Annotated in this window: 17 protein-coding genes; 15 read left to right on the top strand and 2 right to left on the bottom strand. The window is 52.3% G+C overall.

Translation table 11 applies throughout. The features are described from left to right. Positions 1-108: 108 nt before the first annotated feature. The 15 genes from MON37_RS10665 to MON37_RS10595 all read left to right on the top strand — a co-directional run bounded on the left by MON37_RS10665 (position 109) and on the right by MON37_RS10595 (position 14,546). Complete coding sequence (locus MON37_RS10665; RefSeq protein ID WP_039410416.1) at positions 109-1,023, top strand: D-alanine--D-alanine ligase; 915 nt, start codon at positions 109-111, stop codon at positions 1,021-1,023. Beyond that, entirely contained in the window at positions 1,013-1,738 is a 726-nt protein-coding gene (locus MON37_RS10660) for a cell division protein FtsQ/DivIB (protein ID WP_039410419.1), read from the top strand. The genes MON37_RS10665 and MON37_RS10660 overlap by 11 nt, the downstream gene beginning before the upstream one ends. A gap of 80 nt (positions 1,739-1,818) precedes the next feature. After that, complete coding sequence (ftsA, locus tag MON37_RS10655) at positions 1,819-3,063, top strand: cell division protein FtsA (protein WP_039410422.1); 1,245 nt, start codon at positions 1,819-1,821, stop codon at positions 3,061-3,063. A 228-nt stretch (positions 3,064-3,291) separates the two neighbouring features. Further along, entirely contained in the window at positions 3,292-4,485 is a 1,194-nt protein-coding gene (gene ftsZ / locus MON37_RS10650) for a cell division protein FtsZ (RefSeq protein ID WP_039410425.1), read from the top strand. 199 nt (positions 4,486-4,684) lie between these two features. Next, positions 4,685-5,692: an IS5 family transposase gene (locus MON37_RS10645; protein ID WP_242883552.1), complete on the top strand. Its 1,008-nt coding sequence runs from the start codon at positions 4,685-4,687 to the stop codon at positions 5,690-5,692. A gap of 412 nt (positions 5,693-6,104) precedes the next feature. Next, complete coding sequence (locus tag MON37_RS10640) at positions 6,105-6,560, top strand: four-helix bundle copper-binding protein (RefSeq protein WP_039410569.1); 456 nt, start codon at positions 6,105-6,107, stop codon at positions 6,558-6,560. A 413-nt stretch (positions 6,561-6,973) separates the two neighbouring features. Beyond that, positions 6,974-7,774, top strand: a complete 801-nt coding sequence (locus MON37_RS10635; protein WP_039410574.1) for an ABC transporter ATP-binding protein — start codon at positions 6,974-6,976, stop codon at positions 7,772-7,774. A 139-nt stretch (positions 7,775-7,913) separates the two neighbouring features. Next, positions 7,914-8,690, top strand: a complete 777-nt coding sequence (gene mlaE / locus MON37_RS10630; protein WP_003760565.1) for a lipid asymmetry maintenance ABC transporter permease subunit MlaE — start codon at positions 7,914-7,916, stop codon at positions 8,688-8,690. A 50-nt stretch (positions 8,691-8,740) separates the two neighbouring features. After that, on the top strand, positions 8,741-9,238 hold the full coding sequence (mlaD, locus tag MON37_RS10625; protein WP_039410577.1) for an outer membrane lipid asymmetry maintenance protein MlaD: 498 nt from the start codon (positions 8,741-8,743) through the stop codon (positions 9,236-9,238). Between the two features lie 36 nt (positions 9,239-9,274). Then, positions 9,275-9,865: an MlaC/ttg2D family ABC transporter substrate-binding protein gene (locus tag MON37_RS10620; protein ID WP_039410581.1), complete on the top strand. Its 591-nt coding sequence runs from the start codon at positions 9,275-9,277 to the stop codon at positions 9,863-9,865. 98 nt (positions 9,866-9,963) lie between these two features. Beyond that, positions 9,964-10,242, top strand: a complete 279-nt coding sequence (locus MON37_RS10615; RefSeq protein ID WP_039410585.1) for an STAS domain-containing protein — start codon at positions 9,964-9,966, stop codon at positions 10,240-10,242. Next, positions 10,239-11,039 carry an MlaA family lipoprotein gene (locus MON37_RS10610; protein WP_039410588.1) on the top strand — a complete coding sequence of 267 codons (801 nt, stop codon included), beginning with the start codon at positions 10,239-10,241 and terminating at the stop codon, positions 11,037-11,039. Before MON37_RS10615 ends, MON37_RS10610 begins: the two co-directional genes overlap by 4 nt. 60 nt (positions 11,040-11,099) lie before the next feature. Beyond that, positions 11,100-12,248: a lipid-A-disaccharide synthase gene (gene lpxB, locus MON37_RS10605; protein ID WP_372338597.1), complete on the top strand. Its 1,149-nt coding sequence runs from the start codon at positions 11,100-11,102 to the stop codon at positions 12,246-12,248. A 549-nt stretch (positions 12,249-12,797) separates the two neighbouring features. Next, positions 12,798-13,388: a ribonuclease HII gene (gene rnhB, locus MON37_RS10600; protein ID WP_039410594.1), complete on the top strand. Its 591-nt coding sequence runs from the start codon at positions 12,798-12,800 to the stop codon at positions 13,386-13,388. A 198-nt stretch (positions 13,389-13,586) separates the two neighbouring features. Further along, entirely contained in the window at positions 13,587-14,546 is a 960-nt protein-coding gene (locus tag MON37_RS10595; RefSeq protein ID WP_039410597.1) for a bile acid:sodium symporter family protein, read from the top strand. Between the two features lie 89 nt (positions 14,547-14,635). Here MON37_RS10595 and MON37_RS10590 read toward each other — a convergent pair whose 3' ends face one another. Both MON37_RS10590 and orn read right to left on the bottom strand, forming a co-directional pair. Next, complete coding sequence (locus MON37_RS10590) at positions 14,636-15,919, bottom strand: tetratricopeptide repeat protein (RefSeq protein ID WP_242883666.1); 1,284 nt, start codon at positions 15,917-15,919, stop codon at positions 14,636-14,638. Between the two features lie 373 nt (positions 15,920-16,292). Beyond that, positions 16,293-16,841 carry an oligoribonuclease gene (orn, locus tag MON37_RS10585; protein WP_039410603.1) on the bottom strand — a complete coding sequence of 183 codons (549 nt, stop codon included), beginning with the start codon at positions 16,839-16,841 and terminating at the stop codon, positions 16,293-16,295. Positions 16,842-17,032: the final 191 nt, after the last annotated feature.

The following is a 17,032-nucleotide window of genomic DNA, read 5'->3' as shown; positions in this document are numbered from 1 at the left end:
AGCGATGTCCCATCGGGTGGGCAAGCAAGATTAAGGTCGTCTGAAAACCCGATTCGTTTTCAGACGACCTGTATCAAAAAATGAAGTAATCAAGAAAGCACAAAAACAATGCAGAATTTTGGCAAAGTAGCCGTATTGATGGGCGGTTTTTCCAGCGAACGCGAAATTTCGCTGGATAGCGGTGCTGCCATTTTGAATGCCTTAAAAAGCAAAGGCATAGACGCACACGCCTTCGATCCTAAAGAAACGCCCTTGGCGGAATTGAAAACCCAAGGTTTCCAAACTGCTTTTAATATCCTCCACGGTACTTACGGCGAAGACGGTGCCGTTCAGGGCGCGTTGGAATTGTTGGGCATTCCTTATACCGGCAGCGGTGTCGCCGCTTCAGCCATCGGCATGGACAAATACCGCTGCAAACTGATTTGGCAAGCCTTGGGGTTGCCCGTTCCCGAGTTTACCGTTTTGCACGAAGATTCCGATTTCGATGCCGTCGAACAGCAACTCGGCTTGCCCATGTTCGTCAAACCGGCAGCGGAGGGCAGCAGCGTCGGTGTTGTAAAAGTGAAAGAAAAAGGTCGTCTGAAAAGCGTTTACGAAGAATTGAAACACCTTCAAGGCGAAATCATTGCCGAGCGATTCATCGGTGGCGGCGAATATTCCTGCCCCGTGTTGAACGGCAAAGGCCTGCCCAGCATACACATCATCCCCGCGACCGAGTTTTACGACTACGAAGCCAAATACAACCGCGACGACACTGTTTATCAATGTCCGTCCGAAGACTTGAGTGAGGCTGAAGAAAACCTGATGCGCTTTCTGGCAGTCCGCGGGGCGCAGGCAATTGGGGCAGATGGGTGTGTGCGCGTCGATTTCCTCAAAGATACCGACGGTAAGCTGTACCTCTTGGAAATCAACACGCTGCCCGGCATGACGAGCCACAGTTTAGTACCGAAATCCGCCGCCCATACCGGCGTGGATTTTGCCGATTTATGCATTGAAATTCTGAAAACCGCACATGTGGGATGACGCAAGCGCATTGGGTCGGCTGACCCGCTGGCTGTTGCTGCTGATGGCATTGCTGCTCATCGGCACCTGCATAGCCTGGCTATACAACTCCAATCATTTTCCCGTCAAACAAGTGTCCATACAGGGCAAACTGACCTATTCGGACGGGAAGGAACTTCAGCGCGCCGCTCAACAGCACACGCACAGCAATATTTTCCGTGCCGATTTGGACGGTATTCAGGCAGCCTTTCAAAAGCTGCCGTGGGTGGATTCTGCCATGGTGCGCCGCCGCTTCCCCGATACCGTCGAAATCCATTTGACCGAGCGCGTGCCTGTTGCCCATTGGCGCAGCGGCGGTTTGGTCGATTCCAAAGGCAATGTGTTTGACGCCCAGCTCAAAGCCAAGCTGCCCGTCTTTGAAGGACAGCCGGGTACGGGCAAAGACATGGTCAAACACTACGAAGAATTTTCCGGCATCCTCCGCCGGCAAAATCTGGCGATTAAAGAACTGATTTATACGCCGCGCTCCGCCTGGTTGGTGGTCTTGGATAACGGGATTACCGTCAGACTGGGAAGGGAAAACGAAATCAAACGCTTACAACTTTTCGCCGAAATTTGGCCGACGCTGTTGCGTAAAAATCAAAATCGGTTATCCTACGTTGATATGCGGTATAAAGACGGATTTTCCGTGCGTTACACATCAGAGACGCCATCTGAAAATGTTTCAGACGACTAAAGCCAAGCAAACGGCGTGAAGCAAACTATTGCCAATACAGACAAATAGTTATAACTCCAGCGAAATAACGAGCAAATATAATGGAACAACAAGGTAAATATATCAGTGCCCTCGATATCGGCACATCCAAAGTCATCGCCCTGATTGGCGAAGTACAAGACGACAACGAAATCCACATCGTCGGACTCGGACAGGCACCGTCTCGCGGCCTTAAAGCAGGCATGGTAACCAACATTGACGCGACGGCCCAAGCCATTCAGCAGGCAGTCAATGAAGCCGAATTGATGGCGGACACCAAAATCAGCCACGTTACGACCGGTATCGCGGGTAACCATATCCGCAGCTTGAATTCGCAAGGGGTTGTCAAAATCAAAGACGGCGAAGTTTCGCAAGCCGACATCGACCGCGCCATCGAAACCGCCAAAGCCATCAACATCCCGCCGGATCACAATATCCTGCATACCGTGGTGCAAGAATACATCATCGACAACCAGCCCGGCGTCAAAGAACCTATCGGTATGAGCGGCGTCCGACTCGATACCCGCGTACATATTATTACCGGTGCCAATACCGCCCTGCAAAACATCCAAAAATGTATCCATCGTTGCGGTTTGCAAATGGACCAAATCATGCTTCAGCCTTTAGCGAGCGGTCAGGCCGTTTTGACTGAAGACGAAAAAGATTTGGGCGTATGCGTCATCGACATCGGCGGCGGTACGACCGATATTGCCGTTTATACCAACGGCGCCATCCGCCATACTGCCGTGATTCCCGTGGCGGGCGATTTGATTACCAAAGACTTGGCACAAGCACTGCGCACCCCGCACAGCGCTGCCGAATACATCAAAATCCACTACGGCGTAGCGATTCCCGATATGGACGGCTTGGACGAAATGGTTGAAGTTCCCAGCGTCGGCGACCGCCAGCCCCGTCAGATTTCCCGCCGTGTTTTGGCAAGCGTCATCGGTCCGCGCGTCGAAGAAATCTTAGAGCTGACCCTTAACGAATTGCGCCGTTCCGGCTTCCCTGAAGAAGTCCTCACATCAGGTATCGTTCTGACTGGCGGCGCATCTATGCTGACCGGCATTGTTGAGCTTGCCGAAGAAGTGTTCGGCCTGCCTGCACGCATCGGCGTACCTCAGGAAATGGGCGGCGTATCCGAACGGATCCGCAATCCGCGCTACTCAACCGCCATCGGTCTTTTGCAGGCGGCAAGGGGAGAGGAAGACGGCGCACCGGTGACCGGCGCTATCGTAGTTCATGACCAGGCTGAAAAAATCAGTTTGTGGGCAAGATTGATGAAATTCGTTAAAGACAATTTCTGATTGTTCCGTTACTTGCTTACAGGGAAAATGAGTTGCTGTTGGGTCGGAATGAAACTACTTGCAACAATTAAGAACCTGTATGCTTTCGTTAAAAAATGTAGTAAAAAAATAACGGTAATGGTGAATGAATAAGAAGTATTTTGCCAGTGTCTGAAGACTTCTTATATAATACGGATAATATTTAATTTTTGGACCGTCCTCGATGCAGGGCGCGCAGGAGTCATTTGAATGGAATTTGTTTACGACGTAGCTGAATCAGCCGCAAGCCCTGCGGTCATTAAAGTAATCGGCTTGGGTGGCGGCGGTTGCAACGCTATCAATAACATGATTGCCAACATCATCCAAGGTGTTGAATTTATTAGTGCCAATACTGATGCGCAATCTTTAGGTAAAAATAATGCGGCCAAACGCATCCAATTGGGTACTAATCTGACCCGTGGTTTGGGCGCGGGTGCCAATCCTGAAATCGGCCGTGCTGCGGCACAAGAAGATCGCGAAGCCATCGAAGATGCTATTCGCGGCGCGAATATGTTGTTCATCACCACCGGTATGGGTGGCGGTACCGGTACCGGTGCGGCTCCTGTGGTTGCCGAGATTGCCAAAGAAATGGGTATCCTGACCGTTGCGGTCGTTACCCGTCCGTTCGGCTACGAAGGCAAACGCGTACACATCGCCCAAGAAGGTTTGGAACAGCTCAAAGGCCAGGTCGATTCATTGATCATCATCCCGAACGACAAGCTGATGACTGCATTGGGCGAAGACGTCACTATGCGTGAAGCGTTCCGTGCGGCGGACAACGTCCTGCGCGATGCCGTAGCCGGTATTTCCGAAGTAGTTACCCGTCCCGGGTTCATCAACCTTGACTTCGCCGACGTTAAAAACGTAATGGGTATCAAAGGTATCGCCATGATGGGTTCCGGTTTTGCTCAAGGCATCGACCGCGCCCGTTTGGCAACCGAACAAGCGATTTCCAGCCCATTGCTGGATAATGTGACTTTGGATGGCGCGCGCGGCGTATTGGTGAACATCACTACCGCTCCGGATTGCCTGAAAATGTCCGAATATCGTGAAATCATGAAAGTGGTTAACGAGAATGCGCATCCTGAAGCAGAATGCAAATACGGTACTGCCGAAGACGACAATATGGGCGAAGACGCTATCCGCGTAACCATTATTGCGACCGGTTTGAAAGAAAACGGCAGCGAAAACCAAATGCGTGCGGCAGTCCGTACACAAAAATTGGTTAGCGGAAATACCGAAGCCGTTCAGTCTGCGCAAGCTGGTAATGTGGATGGCTTGGTTCGTACCAACAGAGGCATCCGCTCAATGAATTTGACTGCCGCAGATTTCAGTAATCAATCTGTTTTGGACGATTTTGAAATTCCGGCTATTTTACGTCGTCAAAATAATTCGGACAAATAATTCATTCTATTAAAAAAGCCTGCCACATCGTTGGCGGGTTTTTTTATAGTTTGGAATATATGGAGGCTTCACATTTTTATATAGTGGATTAAATTTAAATCAGGACAAGGCGACGAAGCCGCAGACAGTACAGATAGAGACCTTTGCAAAATTCCCCAAAATCCCCTAAATTCACACCAAGACATTTAGGGGATTTTCCATGAGCACCTTCTTCCGGCAAACCGCACAAGCCATGATCGCCAAACACATCGACCGCTTCCCATTATTGAAGTTGGATCAGGTGATTGATTGGCAACCGATCGAACAATACCTGAATCGTCAAAGAGCCCGTTACCTTCGAGACCACCGCGGCCGTCCCGCCTATCCACTGTTGTCCATGTTCAAAGCCGTCCTGCTCGGACAATGGCACAGCCTCTCCGATCCCGAACTCGAACACAGTCTCATCACCCGCATCGATTTCAACCTATTTTGCCGTTTTGACGAACTGAGCATCCCCGATTACAGCACCTTATGCCGCTACCGCAACTGGCTGGCGCAAGACGACACCCTGTCCGAATTGCTGGAACTGATTAACCGCCAACTGACCGAAAAAAACCTAAAAGTAGAGAAAGCATCCGCCGCCGTCATTGACGCCACCATTATTCAGACCGCCGGCAGCAAACAGCGTCAGGCCATAGAAGTCGATGAAGAAGGACAAGTCAGCGGCCAAACCACACCGAGTAAAGACAAAGATGCCCGCTGGACAAAGAAAAACGGTCTCTACAAACTCGGTTACAAACAACATACCCGTACCGATGAGGAAGGCTATATCGAGAAACTGCACATCACCCCCGCCAATACCCATGAGTGCAACCACCTGTCGCCTTTGCTGGAAGGCATTGCCGAAGGTACGACCGTCTATGCCGATAAAGGCTACGACAGTGCGGAAAACCGGCAACATCTGAAAGAACATCGGTTGCTGGACGGCATTATGCGCAAAGCCCACCGCAACCGTCCGCTGACGGAAGCGCAAACCAAACGCAACCGATATTTGTCGAAGACCCGTTATGTGGTCGAGCAAAGCTTTGGTACGCTGCACCGTAAATTCCGCTACGCCCGGGCAGCCTATTTTGGTCTGCTCAAAGTGAGTGCGCAAAGCCATCTGAAGGCGATGTGTTTAAACCTGTTGAAAGCGGCTAACAGGCTAAGTGTGCCTGTTGCCGCCTAAAAGGCGGCCCGGATGCCTGATTATCGGGTATTCGGGGAGGATTAAGGGGATATTTGGGTAAAATCAGGAGCAATTAGGGGCGGAAATAGACGAAAACCTGTGTTTGGGTTTCGGCTGTCGGGGGGAAGGGCTTTTTTGCAAAGGTCTCAGATAGTACGGCAAGGCGAGGCAACGCCGTACTGGTTTAAAGTTAATCCACTATACTTCATTAAGTATATTCTCGACTTTCGATTTATTGTCTGTCGAACCGTTGAGTGATAGGATTGCGGCGGTAAGTGTAGTGCAATCGCTTAAAATTTCATAAACGGCTGATTTCAGACGACATCAATGATGTATAGAAAACTGCCGTATCCAATTTTTAGCGATTCGTTATGTTTCACTTCATATCAATGATTACATAAGGAAATACAGTATGAACCGTCGTCAATTCTTGGGTGGTACAGCCGTTTCTTTGGCAGCCGCCGCTTCATTCGCCCGCGCCCACGGACATCATGACCATAAAGGCCATTCCCACGCTGCCCCTGCTGCTGCGTCCAAAACCTATGAAGCAGCCAGAAAAGCGGCTGCCCACTGTGTTGAAGCAGGTCAAATCTGTTTGGCACACTGCATCAGACTGCTGAGCCAAGGCGATACTTCCATGAAAGATTGCGCAACAGGTGTCAACCAAATGCTGGCATTGTGCGGCGCGCTGCAAAACCTTGCCGCCCAAAACTCTCCGCTGACCCCATCTTTGGCAAAAGTCTGTGTTGAGGCGTGCAAACAATGTGCCGCAGCGTGCAAACAACACGCAGGCCACCACGCAGAATGCAAACAATGCTATGAGTCTTGCCTTGCCTGCATCAAAGAGTGCGAAAAAATCGCTGCTTAATTGACGCAGTCAATTATCGGTCTGCCTGTGAAACAAACTTTGTTTTGCAGGCAGACCGGTTTGTTTTAAATGGGAGGACTTTCACAAAATTATTTGAAATGTAAGTTTTGTTTGTAGAATGTTGTGTCTTTGCCTACAAAATCTTGCCATAAATTTAAAATTTCACGCGCTGGCGAAAAACGGTATGTTTAGGATTATTAAGTTCTGTAACGCGCCCCGTTCTGAAATGAAGACAACAGGTTGCAAGACTTCAATCTTAACCATTCCAATGGTCTTAAAATTTCTGCCAAACACATGATTTTCACGCTTCTTAACAGACGTTTTCTTGATAAGGTCGTCTGAAAATTGCCCGACACCTTGATAAGCTTTACAATGCAAGTAATTAAAATACATCCCGCCTTATCTTCCCTTTCATGAGTTCCGTACCCTTCATCGAAATAAAAGACGTTGCCTTCGCGTATGGCGACCGTCCGATTCTGAACAATATCAATTTCAGCATTCCCCAAGGAAACTTCGCCGCCGTGATGGGCGGTTCGGGCAGCGGCAAAACCACGCTGATGCGGCTGATTACGGGTCAGATTCATCCGCAGTCGGGTAGGGTTTTGATTGAAGGACGTGATTTGGCGGGCTTTTCGGCTGACGAACTGTACGAACACCGCCGCCGCATGGGCGTGTTGTTCCAGCATGGCGCGCTGTTTACCGATTTGTCAGTATTCGACAATATCGCTTTTCCGATGCGAGAACTGACGCGCCTGCCGGAAGCAGTTATCCGCGATTTGGTTTTGTTGAAATTGAACGCAGTCGGTCTGCGCGGTGTGGAAAACCTGATGCCGTCCGAACTCTCCGGCGGGATGTCGCGCCGCGTCGCGCTTGCCCGCACGATTGCGCTCGACCCTGAAATCATGTTGTATGACGAGCCGTTTACCGGCCTCGATCCGATTTCCTTGGGCGTGATTGCCCACTTGATCAGCCGCGTCAATAAGGCTTTGCGTTCGACCAGCATTATGGTGACACACGACATTGAAAAATCTTTGGAAATCGTCGATCAAGTGATTTTCTTGGCACACGGCGAAATTATGTTCTCCGGCTCGCCGCAGGAAATGCGCGAACTGGATTCACCTTGGGTACGCCAGTTTGTCGGCGGCTTGGCAGACGGCCCCGTCGCATACCGTTATCCCGCGCAAACGTCGTTGCAGCAAGATTTGCTTGGGTAGTTTTCAGACGACCTCGGTTTGCAGACGTCGTCTGAAACGTTTGAACCGTTGTTGCCTGAAGCCGAAATCATTTTTCAGACGACCCATCACTATCATCCTACAAGGTCGTCTGAAACCCGTTAATCCGTAATGGAAACCTATGAATTTTATCCGTTCCGTCGGGGCGAAAACCCTCGGCTTTATTCAATCTCTCGGCAGTATTACGCTGTTTCTGCTGAACATTCTGGCGAAATCCGGTACGGCTTTCGTCCGTCCGCGCCTGAGCGTGCGCCAAGTGTATTTTGCCGGCGTGCTGTCGGTGTTGATTGTTGCCGTTTCAGGGCTGTTCGTCGGCATGGTTTTGGGTTTGCAGGGCTATACGCAGTTGTCGAAATTCAAATCCGCCGATATTTTGGGCTATATGGTTGCGGCTTCGCTGTTGCGCGAACTGGGTCCGGTATTGGCGGCGATTCTGTTTGCCAGTAGCGCGGGCGGTGCGATGACCAGCGAAATCGGTTTGATGAAAACGACCGAACAGCTCGAAGCGATGAACGTGATGGCGGTAAATCCTGTCGCCCGCGTGGTTGCGCCGCGCTTTTGGGCAGGCGTGTTTTCCATGCCGCTTTTGGCTTCGATTTTCAACGTGGCGGGGATTTACGGCGCGTATTTGGTCGGCGTAACCTGGCTGGGCTTGGACAGCGGCATTTTCTGGTCGCAAATGCAGAACAACATCACGATCCATTACGATGTAATCAACGGTCTGATCAAATCCGCCGCGTTCGGCGTGGCGGTAACGCTGATTGCCGTACATCAGGGCTTCCACTGCGTACCGACCTCGGAAGGTATTTTGCGCGCCAGCACGCGTACGGTGGTTTCGTCCGCCCTGACGATTTTGGCGATTGACTTTGTGTTGACCGCATTGATGTTTACGGATTGACAGGTCGTCTGAAAACGAAACAAAGAACATTGGATATTCAAGGAACTTTAATGAAAAAGAATGTATTGGAATTTTGGGTCGGACTGTTTGTCCTGCTCGGCGTGGCAGCGGTCGGCTTTCTCGCTTTCCGCGTGGCGGGCGGCGCGGCGTTCGGCAATTCCGGCAAGACTTATACCGTATATGCTGATTTCAGCGACATCGGCGGTTTGAAGGCCGACGCGCCGATCAAATCCGCGGGCGTATTGGTCGGACGCGTCGGTTCCATCGAGCTTGATCCGAAATCCTATCAGGCGAAAGTCCGCCTCGATTTGGACAGCAAATATCAGTTCAGCAGCGACGTTTCCGCGCAAATCCTGACTTCCGGCCTGTTGGGCGAACAATATATCGGCCTGCAACAAGGCGGCGATACTGAACCCCTCGCCGCAGGCGATACCATTTCCGTTACCAGCTCCGCCATGGTTCTGGAAAACCTGATCGGTAAATTCATGACCAGCTTCGCCGAGAAAAACGCGGCGGGCGGCAACGATGCAGCAAAAACCACCGAATAAACGTACACCATCATATTGATACTAGGACACTTAATCATGAAAAAAACCTCTTTCATCAGCGCACTGAGCATCGGCATCTTGAGCATCAGCATGGCGGTTGCCGCCCCTGCCGACGCAGTGAACCAAATCCGTCAAAACGCCACTCAAGTATTGAGCATCTTAAAAAGCGGCGATGCCAACACCGCCCGCCACAAAGCCGAAGCCTACGCGATTCCCTATTTCGATTTCCAACGCATGACCGCGCTGGCAGTCGGCAACCCTTGGCGTATCGCGTCTGACGCGCAAAAACAAGCGTTGACCAAAGAATTTCAAACACTGCTGATCCGCACCTACTCCGGCACTATGTTGAAATTCAAAAACGCCAGCGTCAACGTCAAAGACAACCCCGTTGTCAATAAAGGCGGCAAAGAAATCATCGTCCGCGCCGAAGTTAGCGTACCCGGTCAAAAACCCGTCAACATGGACTTCACCACCTACCAAAGCGGCAACAAATACCGTGCCTACAACGTCGCCATCGAAGGCGCGAGCCTGGTAACCGTGTACCGCAACCAATTCGGCGAAACCATCAAAGCCAAAGGCATAGACGGACTGATTGCCGAGCTGAAAGCCAAAAACGGCAGCAAATAATGCAAAGACAAGCCATGCCGTCCGTTTTCAGACGACATGGCTTTCGCACACCATGACCTTCAGGTTTTATCATCCAAGATTAAGTTGACAAGACAGCCATGCAAACCGAACTCCGCGACGGTACGCTGCACATCAGCGGCGACGTAACCGTCAAAACCCTGACCGCCGCCGCCTTTACCCGCTTCAGACAGCAATGTCGTCTGAAAGACACCCGCGCGGTCGATTTGAGCGGCGTCGGACGCGCCGATTCCGCCTGCGTGTCCCTGCTGCTTGACGCACTTCGCCGCCCGGACGGGAAAGTCACCCTGCAAGGCATACCCGAATCCGTGCGCACCCTGTCCGAGCTTTACGAAATCAAAGACTGGTTGAACCCATGAAAAAAACCACCGCTTCACTCCTATTCCTCATCGGCCTGACCTCACCCCCCGCATTTGCCGAGAACAACCCCGCCGACCCCTACGAAGGCTACAACCGCGCCGTCTTCAAATTCAACGACAAGGCCGACCAATACGTCCTCGCCCCCGTCGCACGCGGCTACCGCAAAATAACGCCCAAGCCCGTCCGCACCGGCGTGAGCAACTTCTTCAACAACCTGCGCGACGTCGTCAGCTTCGGCAGCAACGTCTTGCGCCTCGATGTCAAACGCGCCAGCGAAGACCTCGTCCGCGTCGGCATCAACACCACCTTCGGACTCGGCGGCCTGATTGACGTCGCAGGCGCAGGCGGCGTTCCCGACAACAAAAACACCCTCGGCGACACCTTCGCTACATGGGGTTGGAAAAACAGCAACTACTTCGTCGTCCCGCTGCTCGACCCCTCCACCGTCCGCGACACCGCAGGCAACGCCATTACCACCGTCTATCCCGTCAAAAGCGCCGTGTTCCACACCCCTGCAGGCCGCTGGAGCACCACCGGCTTGAACATCGTCAACACCCGCGAAGCCCTGCTTGACCTGACCGACGGTTTGGAAGACGCCGCCATCGACAAATACAGCTACACCCGCGACCTCTACATGAAAGTGCGCAGCCGCCAAACCGGCGGGACATTACCGCAAGGCGAAGATGACAATATCGACATCGACGAACTGGTGGACAGCGATGCGCCCGCGGCAACCGATTTTGCCGAACCGTTCCCGCAATCCGCTGCCGAATTTGAGCCGATTCCTGCCGAATAATCTCCATAAGGTCGTCTGAAAACCTTTCAGACGACCTCAATCTATTTTCCTGTAACGATGATGAACCATTCCCCACTTATCGCCATTAGCGTCGGCGAAGCATCCGGCGACCTGCTCGGCGCGCACCTTATCCGCGCTATCAAACAACGCCGCCCCGATGCGAAATTCATCGGCATCGGCGGCGAACGCATGAAGGCGGAAGGATTTGAGAGCCTGTACGACCAGGAAAAACTGGCGGTGCGCGGCTTTGTCGAAGTGGTCAAACGCCTGCCTGAAATCCTGAAAATCCGCAAAGGGCTGGTGAACGACCTTATCCGCATCAAACCTGATGTCTTTGTCGGCATCGACGCGCCCGATTTCAATCTGGGCGTGGCGGAAAAACTCAAAAAGGCGGGCATCCCCACCGTCCATTATGTCAGCCCGTCGGTGTGGGCGTGGCGGCGCGAACGGGTAAATAAAATCGTGCATCAGGTCAACCGCGTGCTGTGTCTGTTCCCAATGGAGCCGCAGCTTTACCTTGATGCGGGCGGCAGAGCCGAGTTTGTCGGTCATCCGATGGCGCAAACCATGCCGCTGGACGACGACCGTGCCGCCGCGCGCGCCAAGTTGGGCGTTGCAACCGAAGCTGTCGTGTTCGCCTTGCTGCCGGGCAGCCGTGTCAGCGAAATCGACTATATGGCTCCTTTGTTTTTTCAGACGGCCTTATTGCTGCTCAAACGCTATCCGCAGGCGCAATTCCTGCTTCCCGCCGCCACCGCCGCTACTCGCAGGCGCATCGGTGAAATTTTGGCGCAGCCCGAATTTTCCGCCATTCCCGTTAACATCACCGACAAACAGTCCGATACCGTCTGCACCGCCGCCGATGTCGTGTTGGTAACCAGCGGTACCGCCACCCTCGAAGTCGCCTTGTGCAAACGGCCGATGGTCATCAGCTACAAAATTTCGCCGCTGACCTATTTTTATGTGAAACGTAAAGTCAAAGTGCCGCATGTCGGCCTGCCCAATATCCTGTTGGACAAAGCCGCCGTGCCGGAACTTTTGCAACACGATGCTGAGCCGGAAAAACTCGCCGCCGCCGTTGCCTATTGGTACGACCACCCCGAAGCCGCCGCCGCCCTGAAACAGGATTTTCGCGAACTGCATTTGCTGCTGCGCAAGGATACCGATGCGTTGGCGGCAGAAGCCGTATTGTCCGAAGCAGGCTTTTAGCGAAACCCGCTGCACTCGTTTTCACTTCGTTGAAGCTACGCTTTCAGACGACCTCTGATACTTATTGCCTGATAAAGAGCATGTCCGACCTGCGGGCTGAATCTGATGGTTTTGCAGTAAATTCAAATCAGAAAACCACGCGCCGTCATTCCCGCACAGGCGGGAATCTAGAAGTTTGAAATGATGACAATCTTTAAATAGTTCTGAATAGTTGAGGACTGGATTCCCGCCTGTGCGGGAATGACGGCGGGCGATAGGTGCCGTATCAAAGATGAAGTGAATTGGCTATATGGCTTGTCTGTCCGACCGAAACTGACAGGCCCATTTTTGTAGCGTGGGCTTTGCCCACGAAAACCGTTTCACCGCATAAAAATAGGGCAGGGCGGGCTTTGGTTCCATGCAAAACTGTCGCTGCTCCCGTACAGATAAAAATAATGGCAGTAAACCCGACATTATTTTTTATTCGAACCCGCCATATCATTTAAAAGGTCGTCTGAAAACCTTTTCAGACGACCTCTCCCGTTAACCGAACCGTATCACTGAAACTATATGTCTCCCATCCTCCTTGCGGGCGTGGACGAAGCAGGGCGCGGACCGCTGGTCGGCAGCGTGTTCGCCGCCGCCGTCATCCTGCCCGAACGTTACGACTTGCCCGGCCTGACCGATTCGAAAAAACTCAGCGAGAAAAAGCGCGATGCTTTGGCGGTGTTGATCAAAGAACAAGCCGTTTCGTGGAGCGTCGCCTCCGCGTCGCCCGAAGAAATCGCCGAACTCAATATCCTGCACGCCACCATGCTGGCAATGAGCCGTGCCGTACACGGGTTGGCGGTCGTGCCGGATAAGGTATTGATAGACGGCAACCGCGTTCCGAAAGATTTGGGCATTTCCGCCGAAGCCGTCGTCAAGGGCGACAGCAAAATCATCGAAATCTCCGCCGCCTCCGTCCTCGCCAAAACCGCGCGCGATGCCGAGATGTATGCGTTGGCGGAACGTTATCCGCAATACGGTTTCGACAAACACAAAGGCTACGGCACGGCGCAACACCTCGAAGCCTTGCAGCGATACGGCGTATTGCCTGAACACCGACGCGATTTCGCACCCGTGAAGGCGTTGCTGGCGCAGGGCAGGTTGTTTGAGTGAGGCAGAATGGATTAAAGGTCGTCTGAAACGTTTCAGACGACCTTTTCTTTACATCCCGTTACAAAGCCGTGTATGCTTCGCGTTTAGACGGATGTGAAACAAATATCAACGGCCAAACAGATTTTGATGTTTGTGTGTTGCTTTATTTCACTGTTCTCCTTATCAATAATCTTATCAACCGTACCGCACATACTATTTATGAACACTATTGCACGAATCAGCCACTTTGTCGGCAAAACCTTCTCATTTTGGGCGGCATTGTGCGCCGCCGTTGCTTTCTTCGATCCCGAATTGTTCAAGTGGGTACTGCCTTACATCACTTGGCTTTTGGGCATCATTATGTTCGGCATGGGGCTGACGCTGACGCCGTCAGATTTTAAAATTGTCGCCAGTCATCCAAAAGCCGTCCTTATCGGCGTGGCAGCGCAGTTTATCATTATGCCGCTGACTGCCTATTTTTTGGTCAAGTTGTTAAATTTGCCTGCTGAAGTTGCCGTGGGCGTGATTTTGGTCGGCTGCTGTCCGGGTGGTACGGCCTCCAATGTGATGACTTTTTTGGCGCGCGGCAACGTTGCCTTGTCCGTCGCAGTTACATCGGCTTCCACCTTGCTGGCTCCGCTGCTGACGCCTGCTATTTTCCTGCTTTTGGCAGGTAAAATGCTCGACATCAATGCGCAGGCGATGTTTGTTTCCATTGTTCAAATGGTGTTGTTGCCCATCGCGCTCGGCGTGGTTGCACATACTGTGTTCCGCAAACAGACCGAACGCGCTGCCGCTGCCTTGCCTTTGGTTTCTGTGGTTGCCATTGTGTTGATTATCGGTGCGGTCGTCGGCGCGAGCAAAGGTAAAATTATTGAGAGCGGGCTGTTGATTTTCGGTGTCGTGGTATTGCACAACGGCATCGGCTACCTGCTCGGCTTCTTTGCAGCCAAAATCTGCAAGCTGCCGTACGATGCGCAAAAAACGCTCGCTATCGAAGTCGGTATGCAGAATTCCGGTTTGGGTGCGGCATTGGCGGCCGCGCATTTTGCCGCTGCCCCTGTCGTCGCCGTACCTAGCGCGCTGTTCAGCGTGTGGCACAACATTTCCGGCTCGCTGCTTGCATCTTATTGGTCGGCGAAAGCAGATAAAGAATCGAAAGCGGAATTATCCGATTAAAAGAGTTCGGCAAAAGACAAAAGGTCGTCTGAAAACTTTTTCAGACGACCTTTTATTATTCCCGGATGGAAATCAACGGCGGCTTATCTTCAACGTTCGCACTGCCATTGCTCCAATATTGCCCTGAGTTCCTGCGGGTTGCCATATCCGTTGTCTGCTGCCGCCTGAAGGTAATCGTAGGCGGCGGGAACATTCATGGCGGTACCTTGTCCGTGGTAGAGGAGGAATGCAGAATAATATTGCGCTTCAGGATGGTTTTGTTCCGCCGCTATGCCGAACCAGTACGCCGCCGAACCAGCATCGGCAGGAATGCCCAGACCGTGATAATAGATTTTGCCCAAACCGGCTGCTGCATCGGCATGATTGCAGACGGCGGCTTCCAGATAAAGCTGTCGTGCGCGCGCGTAGTCTTTTTTTTGTCCGATGCCGTCAAGGCAGGCGGCGGCAGAGCGGCAAAGCTGCTCGGTTTCCTGACGCTGCAAGGCTTCGGATTTGAGTTTTTCGTAATGTTCGGGTTGGTGCAGGGCGGCCTCGCTGAGCAGCTTCTGTACGGCGGCCATGCTGCCCAATGCGGCGGCGTGGCGGTAGTATTGTTGCGCGGCGGATAAGTCGGGGCGTATGCCCAGTCCGTAGCGGCAGAGGTCGCCCATCAGGCATAACGCGTCCGGAAACTGCCTGTCTGCGGCGGTTCTGGCGTATTTGAATGCCTGTAACGGGTCGCGGTCGGTCAGCTTGCCGGTCAGATATTGCCGTGCCAGGGCGGTTTGTGCCGCCGCATTGCCCTGAACGGCGGCAAGCCTGTACCAAGACAGGGCGTCTTGGTTTCCTTTTGCAGCCAATAAATCTGCCAGCAGGATTTGTGCTTCGACCCAGCCGTGTTCGGCGGCATATTCCAAATAGACTTCTGCCTGCGCAGAATCGGCAGAAACGCCGCAGCCGTAAAGGAAGGATTTCCCTAATTGCAGGCATGCCTGCGACCAGCCCTGGGAGGCTGCCTGGTTGTACCAATTTAGCGCCTTTTCCCAATTATCCGCCAGGGCATACTGCCGCGCGATAAGGTATTGCGCTTCAGGGGATTGCGGGGCGGCGCATTGTGCCCAATAGAGAAATTGCAGGTCGTTGCGTTCTGCGTAATAACGCATCAGCGCGGTTTGCGCCGCTAAGAACCCGCGTTCACCGAAATCTGCGTAAGCATCCAGCAGTTTGTCGGCAGACAGTCCGAAACGGTCGCTCCAGTGCAGCAACCTGTATGCCGTATCCGGAAACTCTCTGGATGCGATGTATTCTACGCCTGATAATGCCCTGCGGTTTTCCTTGCCGCCAAGCAGCATGCCGCACATACGGTATACCGCTTCTTCGTTCCCGTCTTTCATGATTTGCTGCAAAGGCAAAAAGTCCCGAAGATTGCCCTCGAAAGGGGGTTCTGTCGGGACGATATCTTGCAGCGATAATCGTTTGGGAATGATGGTCATGGCATCGGAATAGGCATTTTGAGTAGTGTATTATACTGTTTTCTGTAATTGTGTGTCAGCGTTTGTTCAGAATCTTGAAATTTGGAACCGGTATTTTTGTCGGTTTGCCGCATTGATACGGTAGCATTTGGCAGGAGATGCGTAGATTTCGGGAGGGTGTATGACTGACGTAAGCGCGCTACACAGACTTTCAAAATGTAAAAAGGTCGTCTGAAAGAATGGGTTTAAGGCTTTCAGACGACCTTTTTGTATTGTTGCTTGTATTGGCAAGGATTTAAGGCAGTTTCAAGAAGGTTTCGCGGTAGTAGCGCATTTCCTCGATGCTTTCGAGAATGTCGTCCAAAGCCTGATGCGAACCGCGTTTTATCACGCCTTTGGCAACGGGCGGATTCCAACGTTTGGCGAGTTCTTTCAGGGTGGATACGTCCAGATTGCGGTAGTGGAAATACGCTTCGAGGCGCGGCATGTATTTGACCATGAAGCGGCGGTCTTGATGGATGGAATTGCCGCACATAGGCGTGGCTTTTTCGGGAATCCATTGCGCGATAAAGTCCAGCAGTTTCTGCTCCACTTCCGCTTCGGTGAGTTGCGATTCGCGCACGCGCCGGGTTAATCCTGTACGACCGTGGGTGGCGGTGTTCCATTCGTCCATGCCGTCGAGCAGTTCGTCGCTTTGGTGGACGACATAAACTTCGGACTGCGCCAAGACGTTCAAATCGGAGTCGGTGATAATCATGGCGACTTCGATAATGCGTTCGCGTTCGGGGTCAAGCCCGGTCATTTCCATATCGAGCCAGCAGAGGTTGCTTGCGTTTTGAGTCATTTCAGACGACCTTTTTCGTTGAAAACAATGGGCGGCATTATAAGGGATTTGACGTGCAAAGGTCGTCTGAAAAAGTTTCAGACGACCTTCGTTTTCCGTCAGGACGACAGGTTATCTCTTGTTTTCTATACCGAAACCGCCCCAGTTTGCTATAATGCCCAGTTTCATCAAACCGCAATACCACACTTTAA

Origin of the sequence: Morococcus cerebrosus, from assembly GCF_022749515.1 — a bacterium.
Lineage (GTDB): Bacteria > Pseudomonadota > Gammaproteobacteria > Burkholderiales > Neisseriaceae > Neisseria > Neisseria cerebrosa.
The sequence above is the reverse complement of the archived record's forward strand: the minus strand, read 5'-3'. Positions and strand labels throughout refer to the sequence as shown.

What these genes read in the sequence shown, in the direction of transcription:
- MON37_RS10665 (WP_039410416.1), top strand. Translation starts at nt 109, where the DNA reads ATGCAGAATTTTGGCAAAGTAGCCGTATTGATGGGCGGTTTTTCCAGC.
- MON37_RS10660 (WP_039410419.1), top strand. Translation starts at nt 1,013, where the DNA reads ATGTGGGATGACGCAAGCGCATTGGGTCGGCTGACCCGCTGGCTGTTG.
- ftsA (WP_039410422.1), top strand. Translation starts at nt 1,819, where the DNA reads ATGGAACAACAAGGTAAATATATCAGTGCCCTCGATATCGGCACATCC.
- ftsZ (WP_039410425.1), top strand. Translation starts at nt 3,292, where the DNA reads ATGGAATTTGTTTACGACGTAGCTGAATCAGCCGCAAGCCCTGCGGTC.
- MON37_RS10645 (WP_242883552.1), top strand. Translation starts at nt 4,685, where the DNA reads ATGAGCACCTTCTTCCGGCAAACCGCACAAGCCATGATCGCCAAACAC.
- MON37_RS10640 (WP_039410569.1), top strand. Translation starts at nt 6,105, where the DNA reads ATGAACCGTCGTCAATTCTTGGGTGGTACAGCCGTTTCTTTGGCAGCC.
- MON37_RS10635 (WP_039410574.1), top strand. Translation starts at nt 6,974, where the DNA reads ATGAGTTCCGTACCCTTCATCGAAATAAAAGACGTTGCCTTCGCGTAT.
- mlaE (WP_003760565.1), top strand. Translation starts at nt 7,914, where the DNA reads ATGAATTTTATCCGTTCCGTCGGGGCGAAAACCCTCGGCTTTATTCAA.
- mlaD (WP_039410577.1), top strand. Translation starts at nt 8,741, where the DNA reads ATGAAAAAGAATGTATTGGAATTTTGGGTCGGACTGTTTGTCCTGCTC.
- MON37_RS10620 (WP_039410581.1), top strand. Translation starts at nt 9,275, where the DNA reads ATGAAAAAAACCTCTTTCATCAGCGCACTGAGCATCGGCATCTTGAGC.
- MON37_RS10615 (WP_039410585.1), top strand. Translation starts at nt 9,964, where the DNA reads ATGCAAACCGAACTCCGCGACGGTACGCTGCACATCAGCGGCGACGTA.
- MON37_RS10610 (WP_039410588.1), top strand. Translation starts at nt 10,239, where the DNA reads ATGAAAAAAACCACCGCTTCACTCCTATTCCTCATCGGCCTGACCTCA.
- lpxB (WP_372338597.1), top strand. Translation starts at nt 11,100, where the DNA reads ATGAACCATTCCCCACTTATCGCCATTAGCGTCGGCGAAGCATCCGGC.
- rnhB (WP_039410594.1), top strand. Translation starts at nt 12,798, where the DNA reads ATGTCTCCCATCCTCCTTGCGGGCGTGGACGAAGCAGGGCGCGGACCG.
- MON37_RS10595 (WP_039410597.1), top strand. Translation starts at nt 13,587, where the DNA reads ATGAACACTATTGCACGAATCAGCCACTTTGTCGGCAAAACCTTCTCA.
- MON37_RS10590 (WP_242883666.1), bottom strand. Translation starts at nt 15,919, where the DNA reads ATGAAAGACGGGAACGAAGAAGCGGTATACCGTATGTGCGGCATGCTG.
- orn (WP_039410603.1), bottom strand. Translation starts at nt 16,841, where the DNA reads ATGACTCAAAACGCAAGCAACCTCTGCTGGCTCGATATGGAAATGACC.